This is a genomic window from Sporacetigenium sp. TC11 (genome assembly GCF_058146105.1).
The window spans coordinates 43,509-63,547 of the sequence record NZ_JBYVNY010000015.1 but is presented as its reverse complement, the minus strand read 5'-3'; the positions used below and the strand labels follow the sequence as shown (position 1 = coordinate 63,547).

The window sequence follows — 20,039 nt, the reverse complement described above, 5'->3', positions numbered from 1 at the left end:
ATGTGGTTACAATAGCAAGGAGGATACACCTGTTCCCATTCCGAACACAGAAGTTAAGCTCCTTAGCGCCGATGGTACTTGGTGGGAAGCTGCCTGGGAGAGTAGGACGTAGCCGCGTAGTCTTTTTATTTTTTCACTTTAATGGTATAATTAATATAATTGATACTTTTTAAGGGGAGGAGATATTAGATGAATTTAAGAGAATTGTTTAAAAGTGGAATATCATTTACAGAATTGTTAAATAAGTCGGATGAACCTTATAGAAATAAATGTGAAGAAATAATGAATAACATAGAAATAGATGAAAGTATAATAAATAAAATAAAGTCTATAACAAAAAAAATTAATATATTGGCATTTGCAGAGCTATGGTGTCCTGATTGTCAGATAAACCTACCTGCTATTTATACTATATCTGAAAATAATAATAATGTTGAATTTAAAATTGTTCCTAGAGAAGGCAATGAAAACTTTATGGAAAGATATAAATTAGATGGAAAAGTTAAAATACCTACATTGGTTATAATGGATGAAGATTTCAATGAAATCGGTTATTTTATAGAAGTACCTAATATAGTTAGGGATGTAGTAAATAGAGGTAACCAAGTAGAGATAATAGTTACTAAAAGAGAATATAGAAATGGAAAATATATTACCAATACTATTGAAGAAGTTTTGGATATTATAAAATAAAAGATGTGTTTAAATAAACACATCTTTTTTGTATTTAAGCATTAACTAAGTCTTTTTCTAAAACTCTTGTAAGTTCTTTTATAAATCTTTCGTTCTCGTGTCTTAATCCTATAGACACTCTTATATATGTACTTCCCATAGGTCTAACTATAACACCAATTTCTTGTAATTTATTGAAAACAATATTAGAATCTTGTTCTACATCTAAAAATATATGATTTGCTTCAGATTTACAATATTTTATATTCATTTTATCAAATTCATTATAAAGATATTCTTTACCGCTCTTATTTATATCATAAGACTCTTTTATAAAATCTTGATCTTCTAAAGAAGCTATAGCGGCAACTTGAGCTAAACTGTTAACATTAAAAGGTCCTCTTACCTTATCTATGTTAGATATTATATCTTCATGAGCTATTGTATAGCCTACTCTTAATGCAGCTAAACCATAAGCTTTAGAGAAAGTTCTAAGTATTATTAAGTTAGGATATTTTTCTATTAATTTTTCACTATCCATCATATAATCATCTCTTGTGACATACTCTCTATAGGCCTCATCTAAAACAACTATTATACTAGATGGAGTATTTTCTAATAAATTTATAACTTCAGATGTAGGAATCATTGTGCCAGTTGGATTGTTAGGATTGCATATGTAGATTAGTTTTGTTTTATCTGAGATGGCTTGTGCCATGGACTTGAGGTCATGAGTAAAATTCTTTGAAGGAATTATAATAGGGTTACCACCCATCATCTTACATGTAGATGCATATCTAGGAAATGTTATATCAGCCATTATAACTTCGTCGTCTTTATCTATAAATGTTTTTGCTAATTGATCTACCATTTCGTCTGAACCACTTGATGGAATAACTTGTCCAGGTTTTATTTTATATTTTTGTGATAACTTTTCTCTTAACAAGGTTGAATTTCCATCTGGATATAAGCTTAAGAATTCTAAAAAATTTATAATTGCTTCTTTAGCCTTAGGAGAACAACCTAAAGGATTCTCATTAGAAGCTAGTTTAATAACATCCTTTAAATTATATTCTTTCATTACCGCTTCTATAGGTTTTCCAGGAACATAAGGAACCAAATCACTTAATTCATTTCTAAATTTAAAAATCATATAATAATACCCCCCTGATTATATAAAAAATTAAAAAAATAAAAAATAAAACTCACTATATTAATAATATCACTTAAATATTATTAAATAAAGAGAATATTGGAAAAAATATGAAAACGTTATTCAAATAATTGATTTTCTAGTATTAAATAGACAGAAGATACCATATAAATTATTAAAGCCTTGTTAAATATTCAAAAATTTTGTTAAGGTGGGTGTTTATATGAAAGTCTATAATAGTGATAAAATAAGAAATGTAGTTATTTTAGGTCATAGTGGCTGTGGGAAGACAAATCTAGTAGAAGCTATAATGTTTAATAATAAACTATCTAACAAGATAACAAAGCCCAATGAAGCAATTAATATGACATATACTATGGGGTTAATACCGATAGAACATAATGGCTACAAATACAATTTTTTAGACACACCTGGGTACTTTGATTTTCATGGAGAAGTAGTTTCTGCTATGGCCGCATCAAATGGAGCTGTTATAGTTATAGATGGAACTAATAACCTAGAAGTTGGTACAGAAAAAGCTTTAGAAATGACTGATGATAACACACCTAGAATTATATTTATAAACAAAATAGATAGCGAGAAAGCTGACTATAATAATGTAATAGATCAATTAACAGAGAGATATGGGAAAAATGTTATACCGTTTAATATACCTATATATCAGGATCAGAAATTAGTTGATATATTAGATATACTTGAAGATAAAGTTAAATTAGAAAGTAATTTACAGGATCAAATAGCTTCTATAAAAGATAACTTATTTGAATTAATAGCAGAGACAGATGATGACCTGCTTGATAAGTATTTCTCAGGAGAAGAATTTACATCTGAAGATATACATAAGGGTATTAGTAAAGCTATATCTAACTGTTATATAATACCTGTTATATGTGGATCAACTACTAATAATGTAGGAACTGATGCATTACTAGATATGGTAGGGAAGTATATACCGAGTTCAATAAACGAAGATAATAATAAATTTAAAGGCTTAGTATTCAAAACTATAGTAGACCCGTTTGTAGGAAAGATATCATATATAAAAGTATTACAGGGAGAGCTAGTTAAGGACTCAGAAATATTTAATACAAATAAATCTAAAAAAGAAAAAGCTAATCATATATATACAGTAAGAAATAAGGAGCAAATAGAGTTAGAAAAGGCTGTTGCAGGAGATATAATAATTTTAACTAAGTTAAATGAAACACAAACAGGAGATACTTTATCAACAGATATTAATGATGAGCCTATATTAAATATGATGTTTCCAAAACCACAAATATATTTTGCTATAGAACCTAAAAATAAAGGTGATGAAGAAAAAATAGGTTCAGGACTTCATAAGTTAGTTGAAGAAGACCCAACTATACATTGGTATAGAGATACAGAGACAAAACAAACATTAATAGGAGGTCAAGGAGAACTACACATCAACTCTATTAAAAGCAGATTGAAAGATAAATTTTGTGTAGACGTAATATTAGGAGATATCAAAGTGCCTTATAGAGAAACTATAAAAGCTAAAGCAGATGTACAAGGAAAGCACAAAAAACAATCTGGAGGCCATGGTCAATATGGAGATGTAAAGATAATATTTGAGCCAGGAGAAGAACATTTTATATTTGAAGAAAAGATATTTGGTGGTTCAGTTCCTAAGCAATATATACCTGCTGTTGAAAAAGGACTGAGAGAATCTTTGGAATCAGGAGCATTAGCAGGATTTCCTGTTACAAATATAAAGGCTACTTTATATGATGGTTCTTATCATGATGTAGATTCATCAGAAATGGCATTTAAAATGGCAGCTAGCGCAGCATTTAAAAAAGGTATAGAAATGGCAAAACCTGTATTATTAGAACCTATAATGAATTTAAAGATTGTAGTTCCAGAAGAGTACATGGGAGATGTTATAGGAGATGTAAATAAAAGAAGAGGAAGAATATTAGGCATGGAGCCTGATGAAAAAGGAAAGCAAGTAATATATGCTCAAGCTCCTCAAGCTGAAACATTTAGATATGCAATAGATTTAAGATCAATGACTCAGGGTAGAGGTTATTTTGAGATGGAATTTGAAAGATATGAAGAAATTCCATCTCAATTAGCATCTAAAATAGTAGAAGAAGCAAAACAAAAAATAAACAAGTAATTTACAATAAACTCCAAGCGTAGCTTGGAGTTTTATTATTGAGAATAAATTAAATTTAATTAGAAAAAATAAAGAAATACATATATATTGGAAAAAACAATAGGAAAATGGCCTAAAATAAGCTAAAAATAGGCTTTGAAAAACAAAAAGTAGGTTATATAATAGTAGTCAAAGAAAGTCAATAAATAAAAAGCAGGGTGGTTCATATGTCATCTATATCAAATATAATTGAAGATTTTATAAAAAATCTCATGAAAGAGGAAAGTACTATACAAATACAAAGGAATGAATTGGCTAACTTATTTAATTGTGCTCCATCACAAATAAATTACGTTTTGACAACGAGATTTACTATAGAAAAAGGATATCACATAGAAAGCAGAAAAGGAGGAGGTGGGTATGTACAAATAGCTAGATTTAATCAAAATAAAGTTCAATATATATTAAATATTATAAATGAAAAATTAAGTGATGAAATCTCATTTAGAGAATCAAAAAGAATAGTAGATGGATTATATGAGTTGGGTACTATAAATTTTAGAGAGTCACAAATAATTTTAAATGCAGTAGATGATAAATCGCTTAATATACCTATAAAGGGAATAAAAGAAAAAATTAGGGCTAATATTTTAAAAAACATATTAATAGGTATATTAAATACAAAGGGGTGATTTAAATGTTATGTGAAAGGTGTAATAAAAATGAAGCTATAGTCCATTATACTGAGGTAATAAACGGAAAAAAGAGAGATTTACATTTATGTAATGAATGTGCTTCAAGTGAAAAAGGAATAAACTTTAACTTCGATCTTGATTTACCTTTTTCTATTAAAGATATATTTTCAAGTCTATCATATAAGAGCAAAAATGATGAAGTTATTAATATAAAACAATTAACCTGTCCTAAATGCAATAGCAACTACAAAAGGTTTAGAGATATAGGTAGACTTGGATGTGATGAATGTTACCTAACATTTAAAGAACAAGTAGTTCCTATGATACAAAAAATACATGGATATACTGACCATATAGGTAAGGTTCCTAAAAAATCAGGAGCAAAGTTGAGAATAAAAAATAAGATAAGAGGTCTAAGAGCTGAATTAAATAAATGTATACAAGCTGAAGAATTCGAAAAAGCAGCTCAAATACGGGATGAAATAAAGTCCCTTGAGAGAGATATAAATGATTAGGGGGTATTAAAATGAATAATAATAAGGCAATTATAAGTTCTAGAATAAGACTTGCTAGAAATCTAGTTAGTTATTCTTTCCCCAATAAATCTACTAAAGAAGAATGTAATAAAGTAATAGATTTAGTCAAAGATGCAATAATAAAAAGCAACACAGTCTTAAAGGATGAATTTGAATTTTATAAAATAAGTAGTTTAGATGAAATAGATAAACAATCAATGATAGAAGAACATTTGATAAGTATGGATTTATCAAATAATCCATGTGGAGCTGTTTTAATAAAAAAAGATAAAACAGTAAGCATAATGATAAATGAAGAAGACCATATAAGAATGCAGACGTTAGAGAATGGAATCGAGTTGGATAAGGCTTGGGATATGGCTGACAAAATAGATGATATATTAGAAGAAAGTTTGAACTATGCATTTCATGAGAATCTAGGATATTTAACTGCATGTCCAACTAATACAGGTACAGGGATGAGAGCATCTGTAATGGTTCATCTACCAGCATTAACAGAATTAGGATATATAGATGAAGTATTAAAACTTTCAGGTCAGTTAGGTTTAGCTGTAAGAGGTATGTATGGTGAAGGTTCTGATTCCTCAGGGTGTATATATCAAATATCAAATCAACTTACATTAGGAAGAAGAGAACAAGACACTATAGAAAATGTAATGGGTATGGCTAAGCAAATAATAGATAAAGAATTATATGCAAGAGAGTTATTAAAAAATAAATTAGGGATAAAATTAGAAGATAGGATATTTAGATCTTTGGGTATACTTAAAAATGCTAGAACAATAGGAAGTAAAGAAGCTATAAAATTACTATCTACTTTAAAGTTAGGAGTAGAAATGGGTTATATAAGCAATATAACAACAGGAGATATTGATAAACTAATGGTAGATGTTCAGCCAGGGCATCAATCCAAAATATATAAATCAAGTGATTATACTAAACGTGACGTAAATAGAGCTATTTATTTGAGAAAATCACTTAGTATTTAGGAGGTATATATTATGATAAATAAATTTACAGAGAGAGCCAAGAAAGCTATAGATTTATCAATTAATGCTGCTAAAGAGCTAGGGCATGAAGTAGTTGGTAGTGAACATATATTACTAGGTTTGCTACAAGAAAAGGAAGGAATAGCAGCAAAGGTTTTAAACGACATAGGAATAAATGAAGATTATATAAAAAATAAAATAATTGAAATAGAAGGACAGGGAAATCCTAACGTAGGAGAAATATCATTAAGCCCTAGGAGCAAGAGAATACTAGAGTTATCAGGAATGTTTGCTAATACTCTAAAAACTAGTTATATAGGAACAGAGCACATATTACTAGGGATTATTCAAGAAGGAGAAGGAATAGGAGCTAAAATACTATTAAATAAGGGAATAGATATTAAATTAGTTGCAGAGAAAGTTGTAAGTATGATGGGAATAGAAATTAATCCAAGTGAATCTCCAAAAAACACGTATAATAAAGAAAAATCAAATATAAATGCGCCAACTTTAGAAAAGTATGGAAGAAATTTAACTTTATATGCTAAAGAAGGCAAATTAGATCCAGTTATAGGAAGGGATGAAGAAATTCAAAGAGTTATACAAATTCTAAGCAGAAGAACAAAAAACAATCCTGTATTAATAGGAGATCCAGGAGTAGGAAAAACAGCTGTAGTTGAAGGATTGGCTTCAAAGATATCGGCAGGAGATGTCCCAGAGATACTAAAAGATAAGGTTGTATATACATTAGATTTAGGTTCTATGCTTGCAGGTGCTAAATATAGAGGAGAGTTTGAAGAAAGAATAAAAAATGTATTAGATGAGGTAATTAAATCTTCAAGGATAATGCTATTTATAGATGAACTACACACAATAGTAGGAGCTGGTTCTTCGGGTGAAGGAGCTATGGATGCGTCTAATATACTAAAACCAGCACTAGCTAGAGGTGAGGTACAAATTATAGGAGCAACTACTATTGAAGAATATAGAAAGTATATAGAAAAAGATGCAGCTCTAGAAAGAAGATTTCAACCTGTTAATGTAGGAGAACCAAGTAAGGAAGATGCTATTAAAATTTTACAAGGACTAAAAGATAAATATGAAGCACATCATAAAGTAAAAATAACTGATGAAGCTATAGTAGCTGCGGTAGATTTATCTATTAGATATATAAGTGATAGATACTTGCCAGATAAGGCTATAGATTTAATAGATGAATCAGCATCAAAGGTTAAATTAAAAGAAAATACTGCTCCAAAAGAATTAAAAGAATTAGAAGATAAATTAGAATTTATATCTAAAGAAAAAGAAGAAGCAGTTAGATGTCAAGATTTTGAAAAGGCTGCTAAAATAAGAGATGAAGAAAGAGAAATAAAAGAAAACTTAAATAATTTAAAAGAAAATTGGAGAAGTGCCTCTAAATATTCAGATGTAGTTGATCCTGAAGTTATAGCTCAGGTAGTAGGTTCGTGGACAGGAATACCTGTAACTAGATTGGTTAAAGAAGAAAGTGAAAAGTTATTAAATCTAGAACAAATACTACACAATAGAGTTATTGGTCAAGAACAGGCGGTTGAATCTATATCTAAATCAATAAGAAGAGCTAGAGCAGGACTTAAGGATCCAAAGAGACCAATAGGATCATTCTTATTTCTAGGACCTACTGGTGTAGGTAAAACAGAGCTATCTAAAGCTTTAGCTGAGGTTCAATTTGGAGATGAAAACTCTATTATAAGAATAGACATGTCTGAATATATGGAAAAACATGCTGTTTCTAGATTAGTTGGCTCTCCTCCAGGATATATAGGTCATGATGAGGGAGGTCAACTAACAGAAAAGGTTAGAAGAAAGCCATATTCAGTGGTTTTATTTGATGAAATAGAAAAAGCTCATCCAGATGTATTTAATATATTACTTCAAATACTAGATGATGGAAGGCTTACTGACTCTAAGGGAAGAACGGTAGATTTTAAAAATACAATAATAATAATGACATCAAATGTAGGAGCACATACAATATCCAAACAAAAGACATTAGGATTTAGTACTAATAAAGATAATAGCCAGGAAGAAAAATCACGATATGAAAAAATGAAAGAAAATATAATGTCTGAGTTAAAACAAAAATTTAGACCAGAGTTTTTAAACAGAATAGACGATATGATAGTATTCCATTCTTTAAATGAAGAACATATAGGAAAAATAGTAAAACTAATGACAAAGGATGTTATATCTAGACTAAAAGATATGAATATAACCTTAGAATTAAGCGATGATGCAATTAAATTATTAGCTAAAGAAGGTTTTGATCTTGATTATGGAGCTAGACCACTTAAAAGAGCAATACAAAAGAAGTTAGAAGACAATTTATCTGAAGAAATATTAAAAGGAACAATAAAAAGTGGAGATACAGTTTTAGTTAAAGAGAAAAATAGTGAAATGGTATTTGAAAATAAAAATATTTAGAATAAGGGCTCATATGAGTCCTTTATTTTTAAAATTTAATTTAACATTAAATACACATTTTTTTCCAAGTGTTGTGTTAAAATAATAGTATAAATAATGTCAAGGGTGATTAAATGGCTAAGATAAAAACTAAGTATGTATGCCAAGAGTGCGGATATGAAAACTCTAAATGGTTAGGCAAATGTCCCGAATGTGAGAAATGGAATACATTTATTGAAGAAATAGAGGATAAAAAGGCATCTAAAGAAGTATTTTCTATAGACAAGGATTCAGCAAAACCAGTAAGTATAAATTCGTTAGAAGTAAAAGAAGAAGAAAGATTTTCTACCGATATAAAGGAACTCGATAGAGTCTTAGGTGGTGGAGTAGTAAAAGGATCTCTAGTATTAGTAGGAGGGGATCCAGGCATAGGTAAATCTACTTTACTAATTCAAGTATCCAATAATGTATCGCAAAGCGGTAAAAAAGTATTGTATATATCGGGAGAAGAATCTATATATCAGATAAAAATGAGAGCAAAAAGATTGGGTATAAATTCAGATAATTTATATGTGCTAGCAGAAAATAATCTGAATATAATAGAAAGATACTTAGATAGTATAAAACCAGACTTAATAATAGTAGATTCTATACAAACAGTATTTAACCCAGACATAACTTCAGCCCCAGGAACCGTTAGTCAAGTAAGAGAAGGAACATCTAGATTTATGAAAATATCTAAAAAAATAGGTATATCTACCTTTATAGTTGGGCATGTAACAAAAGAAGGTTCACTAGCAGGCCCTAAGCTTTTAGAGCATATGGTAGATACAGTTTTATATTTTGAAGGAGAAAGATTTAATACTTATCGTATGGTAAGAGCAGTTAAAAATAGATTTGGATCAACTAATGAATTAGGCGTCTTTGAAATGAGAGATGTAGGTCTTGTGGAGTTAGAAAATCCATCAAAAATATTAATATCCGAAAAACCAAAGGGTGTATCTGGATCAGTTATTGTAGCTACTGTAGAAGGAACAAGACCTATGCTTTTAGAACTTCAGGCATTGGTAGCACCTACAAGTTTTGGAATACCTAAAAGAACAGCCACAGGAGTAGATTATAATCGTGTAGGACTTCTTATGGCCGTTTTAGAAAAAAGAGTAGGAATGCAAATACAAAATCAAGATGTTTATATAAATGTAGTTGGAGGAATAAAAGTAAGTGAGCCAGCTATGGATTTAGGAATAGTAGTATCTATAGCATCAAGTTTTAGAAATATAGAAATAGATGAAAAAACTGTAGTTATAGGAGAAGTAGGGTTAACAGGAGAAGTAAGGGCTGTTAGTTTTATTGATAAGAGAATAATTGAATGCAAAAAACTAGGATTTAAAAAAATAGTAATACCTAAGAGTAATTACAACTCGTTAGAGGAAATTAAGGGGGTCAATATATGGCCTGTAGAAAATGTAAGAGAAGCAATTAATGTAGCATTGGAGGGGCATAGTTAATGAGAGACACATTTTTACAAAACAAGAGCTCACTTCAAACATTAAAAATGATAGCACCTGGAACACTATTAAGGTTAGGATTAGAAAACGTATTAAGAGCTAAAACTGGAGGTTTAATAGTTATAGCAGGCAGTGATGAAGTTATGAAGATTGTAGATGGTGGGTTTAATATAAACTCTGAATATTCTCCAGCTCACTTATATGAACTTGCTAAAATGGATGGAGCAATAGTATTGAGCTCAGATTTAAAAAGAATAATTTATGCTAACGCACAATTAATACCAGATTATTCTATACAAACTTCAGAAACAGGAACAAGGCATAGAACTGCTGAAAGAGTAGCAAGGCAGACTAATTCGATTGTTATATCTATATCTCAAAGAAGAAACATAATAACAGTATATCAAGGAGATAAAAAGTATGTAGTTGAAGATACATCTAAGGTATCTACAAAAGCTAATCAGGCATTACAAACACTAGAAAAATATAAAGCTGTTCTTGATCAAGCTATGATAAATTTAAATGCATTGGAGTTTAAGGATTTAGTAACATTATATGATGTAGCTATAGTTATTCAAAAGATGGAAATGGTTATGAGAATAGTAGATATAATAGAAAAATATATAATAGAGCTAGGAAATGAAGGCGTCCTAGTTAGCATGCAACTAGAAGAGTTAATAGGAAATGCTAAAAGAGAAGAGCGTAAGGTATTTAGTGACTATAAAAGAGGAGATATTACATTTGAATCTTTTAAAAAGAAAATAAGATGCTTATCTTCTGAAGAATTAATAGATTTAGGTAATATGGCAAGGCTTCTTGGTCATGTAGGTTTTTCAGAAAATATGGATATGGCAGTAAAAACAAAGGGATATAGAATTTTAAATAAAATACATAGACTCCCATCTAATATAATAGAAAATCTAGTTAATTATTTTCAAGATTTTCAAAATATATTAACGGCATCTATAGAAGAACTTGATAATGTTGAAGGCATAGGTGAAATAAGAGCTAAACATATAAAAAATGGACTTATAAAAATGCAACAGTTAGTTTTAATAGATAGGCATATATAAATATAAAAAAAAGAGGCTTATAAGCCCCAATGTTATAATAAACTAAATATACCAAGTGTTTTTAGTTTCGAACTTTCTTTTTTTAGTACATCTTCAAGTTCAATACCTAACAAGTTACATATTGCTGTTATATAAAATAGATGAGTACCTAATTCTTCTTCTATCTTTTCTCTACATTGACTGCATAAGGAGCCATTTATGTGGCTATCCATGTATTTTGATAGATCAGCAAATGTTATATCATTTGGTATATCTTGTCTTTTAGCTTGAATTTCTATACAACCACATGAAGTTACAGATTTCATTATTGCTCTATTTATTTTGGCGCTACTTTCTGCTGATTTAGACACTATATCTAGTATACTTTTGTGTCTTAATAAAGATTCATCAACTTGAACTTTAAAATCTGAAAAATTGAAATTAGACATTATTTTATCACCTCACCCTATAAGTTATTATAATATTAAAATATACCTTGGTCAATTAGGTAAGATTATAATATTATGGCACTATATAACCTCTAAATTAGAGTTAAAATGGTATAGTGAATTATAAAATAGGTTGAGATAATGTAATATATAGCTTATAATATTAAAAAACGAGGGGGTGACGATTTGGTACTCAGAATAATACGCGGCTTAATTGGGTTAGTTGGAGTAACGACAGGTGTCGCCACTTATTTTTCTGTAATTAAAACTTTTCCGCAATATGCATTGGATTCTGGTTTAAAAGTAATAATAGGTTCTATAGTAGCTGGATTAGTATTAGGGCTAATATTTTATATAGTAGCGCCTTGGATAATAAATGGTATAAAATTGTTAGTTGGAATTATAGATAAAGAAATATCTAAATATCCATCTGGAGATATATTAGTAGGGTCTATGGGACTTATAATAGGGTTGTTAATAGCATATCTTATAAGCCAATTATTAATGTCTATACAAATACCTATACTGGGAGGAACCCTAGCGGTTATCACCTATGGTATAATGGGATATTTAGGTATTAATATAGCACTAAAAAACAAAGATGAAATAGCTAATATGAATCCTTTGAACAAATTATCCAGTACGCTAAAAGAAAAAGCGTCTAAAAAAGATAATAGTAGGATACCAGCAAAAATACTAGATACAAGTGTAATAATAGATGGTAGAATTGCAGATATATGTAGAACTGGATTTATAGAGGGTAAGCTTATAATACCTTCATTTGTACTAGAAGAACTAAGACACATAGCAGATTCATCTGATGATTTAAAAAGAGTAAGAGGAAGACGAGGATTAGATATATTAAATATAATACAAAAAGAGCTTAATATAGATGTAGAAATAAGCGAAAGAGATTTTGAAGATATAGCAGAAGTAGATAGTAAGTTATTAAAACTAGGGCAAGTATTAAATGCTAAAGTAGTAACTAATGACTATAATTTAAATAAAGTAGCTCAATTTCAAGGTGTAGAGGTTTTAAATATAAATGAATTGGCTAATGCCATAAAACCAGTAGCTATACCAGGAGAAGAAATGGTAGTTCAAGTCGTAAAAGAAGGAAAAGAGTCAAACCAAGGAATAGCATATTTAGATGATGGAACTATGATAGTAGTTGATGGCGGAAAAAAACATATGGGAGAAACAATTAATGTACTAGTAACATCTGTACTACAAACTCCTGCAGGCAGAATGATATTTGGGAAACCAAAGATAAGTTAGTATAAGAAAGTCTTCAATATACAAAATTGAAGACTTTTTATATTTGAGCAACGGGCCTGTTTTTCAAGGCCGTTGGCGACATGAGTGAAATGAATTTTTAAATGATAAAGAGGTGATTAAATGAATAGCGTTGTTATAGTAGCTGCCGGTACTGGAAGTAGAATGAATATGAATATAAATAAGCAGTTTATAAAAATGTATGATAAGGAAGTTATAGCTTACACAATAGATGCTTTTTACAATAATGAAAATATAGATGAAATAGTAGTTGTTATTAGAGAAGATGAAGAAGCGTTTTTCGTGGAACATATAATAAATAAGTATATGTATAAAAATATAAAAATAGCTCACGGAGGAAAAGAAAGACAAGACTCCGTTTATAATGGATTAAAAAGACTCGATTATAATTGTAACATAGTTATTGTACACGATGGAGCTAGACCTTTTATACCAAAAACGGTTTTAGATAAATCTATAAGAGAAGCAAAGTTAAATAGTGCTGTAGTTGTTGGAGTTCCTGTAAAAGATACTATAAAAGTAATCGATAATAATAATATAGTAAGGGACACCCCTAACAGAAAGCACTTATGGGCAGTTCAGACACCGCAAGTATTTAACTATAAAGTGCTAATGGATGCTTATGAAAATGCGTATAATAAAGGTTATTATGGAACTGATGATGCAATGCTAGTAGAATACTTAGGTCAAGAAGTTAAAATGATAATGGGATCTTATGAAAATATAAAGATAACTACTAAGGAAGATATAAGTTTTGGAGAACAGATACTGAGAAGGAAATAAGGAGGATATTATGAGAGTTGGAATAGGATATGACGTGCATAAATTAGTAGAAAATAGAAAACTAATAATAGGTGGAGTAGATATACCAAATAATAAGGGACTTCTAGGACATTCAGATGCAGACGTTTTATTACATGCTATTATGGATTCAATATTAGGGGCATTAGCATTAGGCGATATAGGAAAACACTTCCCGGACAATGATGAAAAATATAAAGGAGCAAATAGTATTAAATTATTAGAATATGTATATAATTTAATACATAATAAAGGATATAAGGTAAATAATATAGATTGTACTATAATAGCTCAAAAACCAAAGATGGCTCCCTACATACATGAAATGAGAGAAAATATAGCCAATACATTAAATATATCAATAGATGATGTAAATGTAAAAGCTACTACAGAAGAAGGGTTAGGCTTTACAGGAAGAGAAGAAGGAATATCAGCACAATCTATTTGTTCTATTATACATATTGACAATAATTAGTATTTAATATAAAATTATTAATAAATTTAGATAAGTTTAAAAGCTATGAAGAGAAATAGTAAAAAAATAAGGCTTCACAGAGAAGAAACGTATGGTGAGAGTTTCTAAGTTGAATTTTTTGAACCAGTCTCAGAGTTTAGGAACGGTAAAAAGTTCTTACGGTAGGGACCGTTATATCCTATTAAGTGAGCTTTATGCTAATTAGAGTGGTACCGCGGAATAATACCTTTCGTCTCTATTTTGAGATGAGGGGTTTTTTTATTACAAATTTTTAATTACACAATATGGAGGGGTACATTTATGGCAAAGAAAAATAAGCAATTTGTCGAAGAAATAACGCCAATGGAAGTTGATTTTCCACAATGGTATACAGATGTTATAACAAAAACTGATATGGTTGATTATTCACCAGTAAAAGGATTTATGGTTATAAAGCCATATGGGTATGCCATATGGGAAAGTATTCAATCATTTTTAGATAATAGATTTAAAGAAACAGGACATAAAAACTGCTATTTCCCACTATTAATACCAGAAAGTTTATTAACTAAAGAAGCTGAGCACGTAGAAGGTTTTGCTCCAGAAGTTGCTTGGGTAACTCATGGTGGACATAAAGAATTAGAAGAGAGATTGTGTGTAAGACCTACATCTGAAACAATAATATGTTCTATGTATTCTAAATGGCTAAAATCATATAGAGATCTTCCATACCTATATAATCAATGGTGTTCAGTTGTTAGATGGGAAAAGTCTACTAGACCATTTTTAAGAACATCTGAGTTTTTATGGCAAGAAGGTCACACTCTTCATGAAACTAAAGAAGAAGCAGAAAAAGAAACATTACAAATGCTTGGTATATATAAAGAAATGTGTGAAAACTTATTGGCTATACCTGTTGTTACAGGACAAAAAAGTGAAAATGAAAAGTTTGCTGGTGCTGAAGATACATATACTATAGAAGCATTGATGCATGATGGTAAGGCGCTTCAATCAGGAACTAGTCACTTCCTAGGGCAACACTTTACTAAAGCATTTGATATAAAATATTCTGATAGAGATGGTAACTTATCTAATCCATACCATACTTCTTGGGGTGCATCAACTAGACTTATAGGTGGACTTATAATGACTCATGGAGATAACAGAGGGTTAGTATTACCTCCAAGAGTGGCTCCAACACAAGTTGTTATAGTACCTATAGCAGCACATAAGGGAAATGTTATGGAAAAAGTTGATGAAATATATGCATCTTTAAAATCTATGGGCATTAAGGTAGAAGTTGATGATAGAGATGGTTATTCTCCAGGATGGAAGTTCAATGAGTGGGAAATGAAAGGTGTTCCTGTTAGATTGGAAATAGGACCAAAGGATATAGAAAACAATCAAGCTATGGCCTTTAGAAGAGACTTATTAGAAAAGGATGCTATATCTTTAGAAAATATAGAAGAAACAGTAGCTAATTTATTAGACAATATACACAACACTATGCTAGAAAAGGCTAGAGATATGAGAGAAAAGAAAACCTATGTAGCTCATAATATGGATGAATTCAAAAAAATAATAGAAGAAACTCCAGGATTTATAAAAGCTATGTGGTGTGGAGATTCTGAATGTGAAACGAAAATAAAGGAAGAAACAGGTGCAACTATAAGATGTCTTCCTTTTGAACAAGAAAAATTAGGCGATAAATGTGTATGTTGTAGTAAAGAAGCTAATAAGATGGCATATATAGCAAAGGCATATTAATAAAAAGCTTCCATTTTGGAAGCTTTTTTGAATATAAAATAAAGGGGGATAATTATGTTTTTTGCAACTTATTTATTAGAAGACAATGAAAATATAGGAATCTTAACTAAGGATAAAGAGAGAGTTATACCTATAGACTGTATATTTAATAGAATGAATAAACTAAAACCTAAAAACATGAACGATTTAATAGATATAATGGATGATAGTGTATACAATGATATAAGGTCTATATTAGAACAAGAAGAATTAGAAAGTTTAGATATAAAGAATATTAAAATTCTTGCTCCTATACCATATCCAATAAGGAATATATTTTGTCTTGGAAAAAATTATTTTGAGCATATGAAGGAGTTAAGTAATACAGATTTAAAAAATAAAGAAGATGTAAAATATCCTATATACTTTTCTAAGATAGCTAACCCTGCTATAGGGAGTGGTGACGATATAATTTTTGATCCTAATGTAACAAAGATGGTAGATTATGAGGTAGAACTTGCTGTTATAATAGGAAAAAATTGCAGCAATATTGAACCTCATGAAGCTGAAAATTATATATTTGGATACACAATAGTAAATGATATTTCGGCTAGAGACATTCAAAGTAATCATATACAATGGTTTAAGGGAAAATCTCTTGATACATTTTGTCCTATGGGGCCGTATATAGCTTATAAAGATGAAGTGAGTTATCCTGTAAAGTTAAATATATCATGTAAGGTAAACGGAGAAATAAGGCAAAACTCTAATACAGAGAAAATGATGTTTGATATAGATTATATAATAAGTGATTTATCTAAGGGAATAACACTAAAACCTGGAGATATAATTATAACAGGAACTCCAGAAGGAGTAGGACTTGGATTTAAACCTCCAAGGCTCTTAAGTCATGGAGATATTGTAGAATGCGAAATAGAAGGAATAGGAAAGTTAATAAATAATGTAATATGTAAGGAAAAATAGTCAAAAGGGGTGTGCTATGAAATTAAAAGATATGTATATTAAGACATATAAAGAATGTCCTATTGAAGCAGATTATAACAGTATGAAGCTTTTATATAGGTCAGGATTTCTAAAGTACAATGAAAGTAGTAATTACTCTTATACTCCTATTGGAAGCTTATTTTTTAATAAACTTGTAAAATATCTAAATAATAGTATTTGTAATTATTTAGATATAGTTGCAAATAATGAAGATATATTAGATTTATATATTAATGACCTAAAGTCATATAAAGAGCTTCCAATTAATATAAGATATAAATATAAAGAGCATAATAAAGAATATAAACTAAAAAATGGCTTATTTAATTCTAAAAACGAAAATATAATAAACCTAGTAACTATAGATTCTGAAGAAAATATAAATAAAGCTTATAATGATATAAATTTTAAAATAAATAATTTATTGAACAATATAAATATAAATTACAAAAAAACATCAAATAATAATACCAAATATATATACTGTTCAAATAATCCACTGAAAGATATAATTTCATGTGGTAAATGTGGATACTTTGACATAAAAGAAAATGCTATTTCAATGTCAAATGAGGACTTATCCACAGAAGAAATGAGAAATAAGGAAGAAGTTTATACTCCAAATATAGGTAAGATACAGGACTTAGAGGAGTTTTTAGGTGTTTCACAGTCTAAGTTAATAAAAACGTTATTATTTGAAATTAATGAAGAAATAATAGCTGTTTTATTAAGAGGGGATAGAACTATAAATAAAAGTCTGCTTGCTAAATATTTAGGTGTAAATAAAGAAGATATAAACATGGCATCAGAAAAGGATGTAAAAAAGGTTACTAATGCAGAAATTGGATTTGCAGGGCCAATAAATTTAGAAAATGTAAAAAATATATACGCAGATGAAGAAATAATTAGCATAAAAAATGCCGTTGTAGGTGCTAATAAAACAGATTATCATATAAAAAATGTAAATTATAATATAGATTTTGATATTGATTATATAGGGAACTTCAAAGAAGCAGATAAAGATCAAAATTGTGTACAATGTAGTGGAAATTTGGATATAATACAAGGAGTTAACATAGTTGATATAGATATAGTAAATCAAAATAGCAAATATTTAGATTGTAATGGAAAAGAACAAAATCTATATACTTTAGATATAAAATTTTACTTAGATAGATTATTTCTAGCTACTGCTGAAGAAAATAATGATGACATAGGTATAAAATGGCCAAAGTTCATAAGTTATTTTGATTATGAAGTAATAATTGGAAATATAAAAGATGATAAACAAAATAAAGTAGCTATTGATTTATATAATAATCTTTTAGAAAAAGGGTATAGTGTATTGTTAGATGATAGAAATGAAAGAATAGGTTCGAAATTTAAGGATAGCGAACTTATTGGAATACCTAATGTAATAGTTGTAGGTAAGGATATAGAAGACAATATAGCCGAAATAAGAAATACTTATACTAGAGAAAAGAAAAAAATAAACTTGCAAGAAGGTACATTGTTCTAATAATATTATAATTAAATACATATTAGGAGGTAACAAAAGATGAGCGTAAGAGTGAGATTTGCTCCAAGTCCAACTGGATTTGTTCATATAGGTAGTTTAAGAACAGCACTATATAACTATTTATTTGCTAAAAAAATGGGCGGAGAGTATGTACTAAGGGTAGAAGATACAGATCAATCTAGATTGGTAGAAGGTGCTATAGAAAACATGTTAAATGCTATGTCATGGTCAGGAGTTAATCATGATGAAGGAGTTATGTTAGACGAAAATGGCAAAATAGTTCAAAATGGACAATATGGGCCTTATATACAATCTGAAAGATTAGATATATACAAAAGTTATATACAAGAACTTTTAGATAAAGGACATGCATACTATTGTTTTTGTTCTAAGGAAAGAATTGATAAGGTTAGAGAAATACAAAAATCAGAAGGTAAAATACCTAGATATGATGGATTCTGTAGAGGTTTATCTAAAGAAGAAGTAAAGCAAAAAATAGATAATGGTGAGTCTTATGTAATAAGATTAAAATTACCATCAAATAAAGAAATAAAATTCAATGATATCGTAAGAGGACATGTTTCTATAAACTCAAATGATATGGATGACCAAGTGTTAATGAAATCTGATGGATTCCCAACTTATCACTTTGCAGTAGTTGTAGATGATTACTTAATGAAAATAACTCATGTTATAAGAGGAGAAGAGTGGTTGCCATCAACTCCAAAACATATTTATCTATATGAAGCATTTGGTTGGGAAGCTCCAACATTTGTACATCTTCCAAATATACTTAATACAGAAAAGAAAAAGTTAAGTAAGAGACAAGGGGATGTAGCTGTTGAAGATTTCACCAAAAAAGGTTATCTACCAGAGGGCCTAGTAAATTATGTTGCTTTAGTTGGATGGTCTCCTGAAGATAATAAAGAATTGTTTAATATGAAAGAGTTAGAACAAGCTTTTTCTCTAGAAAGAGTATCAAGAAGCGGTGGGGTATTTGATACAGATAAATTAAACTGGGTTAATCAACACTATATAAAAGATGCATCAGATGAATATATAACAGATCTTTCAATACCGTTTTTAATAGAGTCAGGATATATAACTGAGGAAGATGCTAAAGAAAAGTATGAGTGGATAAAATCTATAGTTCATACAGTTAAAGAGGGATTACCTTTTGTAAAAGAAATAACTAATAAGGTTGGTATATTCTTTGGAGATAATGTAGAACTTGAAGATGATGAGTGTAGGGAGTTTTTAGATCTTGAACACATACCTACATTAGTAAGTGCTTTAGAAGAAAAAGTTTCTAATGCAGAAGAAATTAATGAGGTTTTTGTTAAAGGAATGTTTAAGGAAATACAAAAAGAACATGGAATAAAAGGTAAAAATTTATTTATGGGAACTAGAATTATATTAACTGGGCAAATGCATGGACCAGAAATACCTCTTGTGTTATCTGTTTTAGGGAAAGAGAAGTGTTTAAGTAGAATATCATACGTAAAAAATAATATATTAAAATAATTTGAAAAAGCCTGCTATTATAGCAGGCTTTTTTGTAGTAATTTGATGA

At 29.3% G+C, this 20,039-nt stretch carries 17 protein-coding genes, 1 rRNA gene and 1 other annotated feature; of the genes, 16 read left to right on the top strand and 2 right to left on the bottom strand.

Annotation, left to right across the window (positions count from 1 at the left end):
* Position 1: 1 nt before the first annotated feature.
* Both rrf and ACUSRV_RS16140 read left to right on the top strand, forming a co-directional pair.
* Positions 2-118: ribosomal RNA gene (gene rrf / locus ACUSRV_RS16145) — 5S ribosomal RNA — on the top strand.
* A gap of 71 nt (positions 119-189) precedes the next feature.
* A complete protein-coding gene (locus ACUSRV_RS16140) occupies positions 190-693 on the top strand; it encodes a thioredoxin family protein (RefSeq protein WP_490142999.1) in 504 nt (167 codons plus the stop codon).
* Positions 694-727: 34 nt separating this feature from the next.
* Here ACUSRV_RS16140 and hisC read toward each other — a convergent pair whose 3' ends face one another.
* Positions 728-1,825 (bottom strand): histidinol-phosphate transaminase, encoded by a 1,098-nt coding sequence (gene hisC / locus ACUSRV_RS16135; RefSeq protein WP_490142998.1) that lies wholly within the window; start codon positions 1,823-1,825, stop codon positions 728-730.
* 223 nt (positions 1,826-2,048) lie between these two features.
* On the opposite strand from hisC, the gene ACUSRV_RS16130 reads away from it, so the two are divergent.
* The 7 genes from ACUSRV_RS16130 (at position 2,049) to disA (ending at position 11,217) form a co-directional block, all read left to right on the top strand.
* On the top strand, positions 2,049-3,992 hold the full coding sequence (locus ACUSRV_RS16130; RefSeq protein ID WP_490142997.1) for an elongation factor G: 1,944 nt from the start codon (positions 2,049-2,051) through the stop codon (positions 3,990-3,992).
* A 206-nt stretch (positions 3,993-4,198) separates the two neighbouring features.
* Entirely contained in the window at positions 4,199-4,663 is a 465-nt protein-coding gene (locus ACUSRV_RS16125; RefSeq protein WP_490142996.1) for a CtsR family transcriptional regulator, read from the top strand.
* Between the two features lie 5 nt (positions 4,664-4,668).
* Entirely contained in the window at positions 4,669-5,181 is a 513-nt protein-coding gene (locus tag ACUSRV_RS16120) for a UvrB/UvrC motif-containing protein (RefSeq protein WP_490142995.1), read from the top strand.
* An 11-nt stretch (positions 5,182-5,192) separates the two neighbouring features.
* Positions 5,193-6,191: a protein arginine kinase gene (locus tag ACUSRV_RS16115; RefSeq protein WP_490142994.1), complete on the top strand. Its 999-nt coding sequence runs from the start codon at positions 5,193-5,195 to the stop codon at positions 6,189-6,191.
* A 12-nt stretch (positions 6,192-6,203) separates the two neighbouring features.
* A complete protein-coding gene (locus ACUSRV_RS16110) occupies positions 6,204-8,657 on the top strand; it encodes an ATP-dependent Clp protease ATP-binding subunit (RefSeq protein ID WP_490142993.1) in 2,454 nt (817 codons plus the stop codon).
* 113 nt (positions 8,658-8,770) lie between these two features.
* Positions 8,771-10,144: a DNA repair protein RadA gene (radA, locus tag ACUSRV_RS16105; protein ID WP_490142992.1), complete on the top strand. Its 1,374-nt coding sequence runs from the start codon at positions 8,771-8,773 to the stop codon at positions 10,142-10,144.
* Entirely contained in the window at positions 10,144-11,217 is a 1,074-nt protein-coding gene (disA, locus tag ACUSRV_RS16100) for a DNA integrity scanning diadenylate cyclase DisA (protein ID WP_490142991.1), read from the top strand. Before radA ends, disA begins: the two co-directional genes overlap by 1 nt.
* Before the next feature lie 32 nt (positions 11,218-11,249).
* On the opposite strand, the gene ACUSRV_RS16095 is transcribed toward disA, so the two are convergent.
* Positions 11,250-11,645: a nucleoside triphosphate pyrophosphohydrolase family protein gene (locus ACUSRV_RS16095; RefSeq protein ID WP_490142990.1), complete on the bottom strand. Its 396-nt coding sequence runs from the start codon at positions 11,643-11,645 to the stop codon at positions 11,250-11,252.
* Between the two features lie 186 nt (positions 11,646-11,831).
* Between ACUSRV_RS16095 and ACUSRV_RS16090 the strand changes: the two genes are divergently transcribed.
* From ACUSRV_RS16090 to gltX, 7 genes are all read left to right on the top strand, one after another.
* Positions 11,832-12,923, top strand: coding sequence for a PIN/TRAM domain-containing protein (locus ACUSRV_RS16090; protein WP_490142989.1), 1,092 nt, complete (start codon positions 11,832-11,834; stop codon positions 12,921-12,923).
* Between the two features lie 120 nt (positions 12,924-13,043).
* A complete protein-coding gene (gene ispD / locus ACUSRV_RS16085) occupies positions 13,044-13,724 on the top strand; it encodes a 2-C-methyl-D-erythritol 4-phosphate cytidylyltransferase (RefSeq protein WP_490142988.1) in 681 nt (226 codons plus the stop codon).
* A gap of 10 nt (positions 13,725-13,734) precedes the next feature.
* Positions 13,735-14,217, top strand: a complete 483-nt coding sequence (gene ispF / locus ACUSRV_RS16080) for a 2-C-methyl-D-erythritol 2,4-cyclodiphosphate synthase (RefSeq protein WP_490142987.1) — start codon at positions 13,735-13,737, stop codon at positions 14,215-14,217.
* A gap of 36 nt (positions 14,218-14,253) precedes the next feature.
* Positions 14,254-14,457: a binding site (T-box leader), on the top strand.
* A gap of 60 nt (positions 14,458-14,517) precedes the next feature.
* On the top strand, positions 14,518-15,963 hold the full coding sequence (proS, locus tag ACUSRV_RS16075; RefSeq protein WP_490142986.1) for a proline--tRNA ligase: 1,446 nt from the start codon (positions 14,518-14,520) through the stop codon (positions 15,961-15,963).
* Between the two features lie 54 nt (positions 15,964-16,017).
* The gene (locus tag ACUSRV_RS16070; protein ID WP_490142985.1) at positions 16,018-16,926 is read left to right on the top strand and encodes a fumarylacetoacetate hydrolase family protein; all 909 of its coding nucleotides are present in this window, start codon (positions 16,018-16,020) and stop codon (positions 16,924-16,926) included.
* 16 nt (positions 16,927-16,942) lie between these two features.
* Entirely contained in the window at positions 16,943-18,466 is a 1,524-nt protein-coding gene (locus ACUSRV_RS16065) for a YbaK/EbsC family protein (protein ID WP_490142984.1), read from the top strand.
* Between the two features lie 39 nt (positions 18,467-18,505).
* Positions 18,506-19,990: a glutamate--tRNA ligase gene (gltX, locus tag ACUSRV_RS16060; RefSeq protein WP_490142983.1), complete on the top strand. Its 1,485-nt coding sequence runs from the start codon at positions 18,506-18,508 to the stop codon at positions 19,988-19,990.
* The last annotated feature ends 49 nt before the right edge of the window (positions 19,991-20,039 follow it).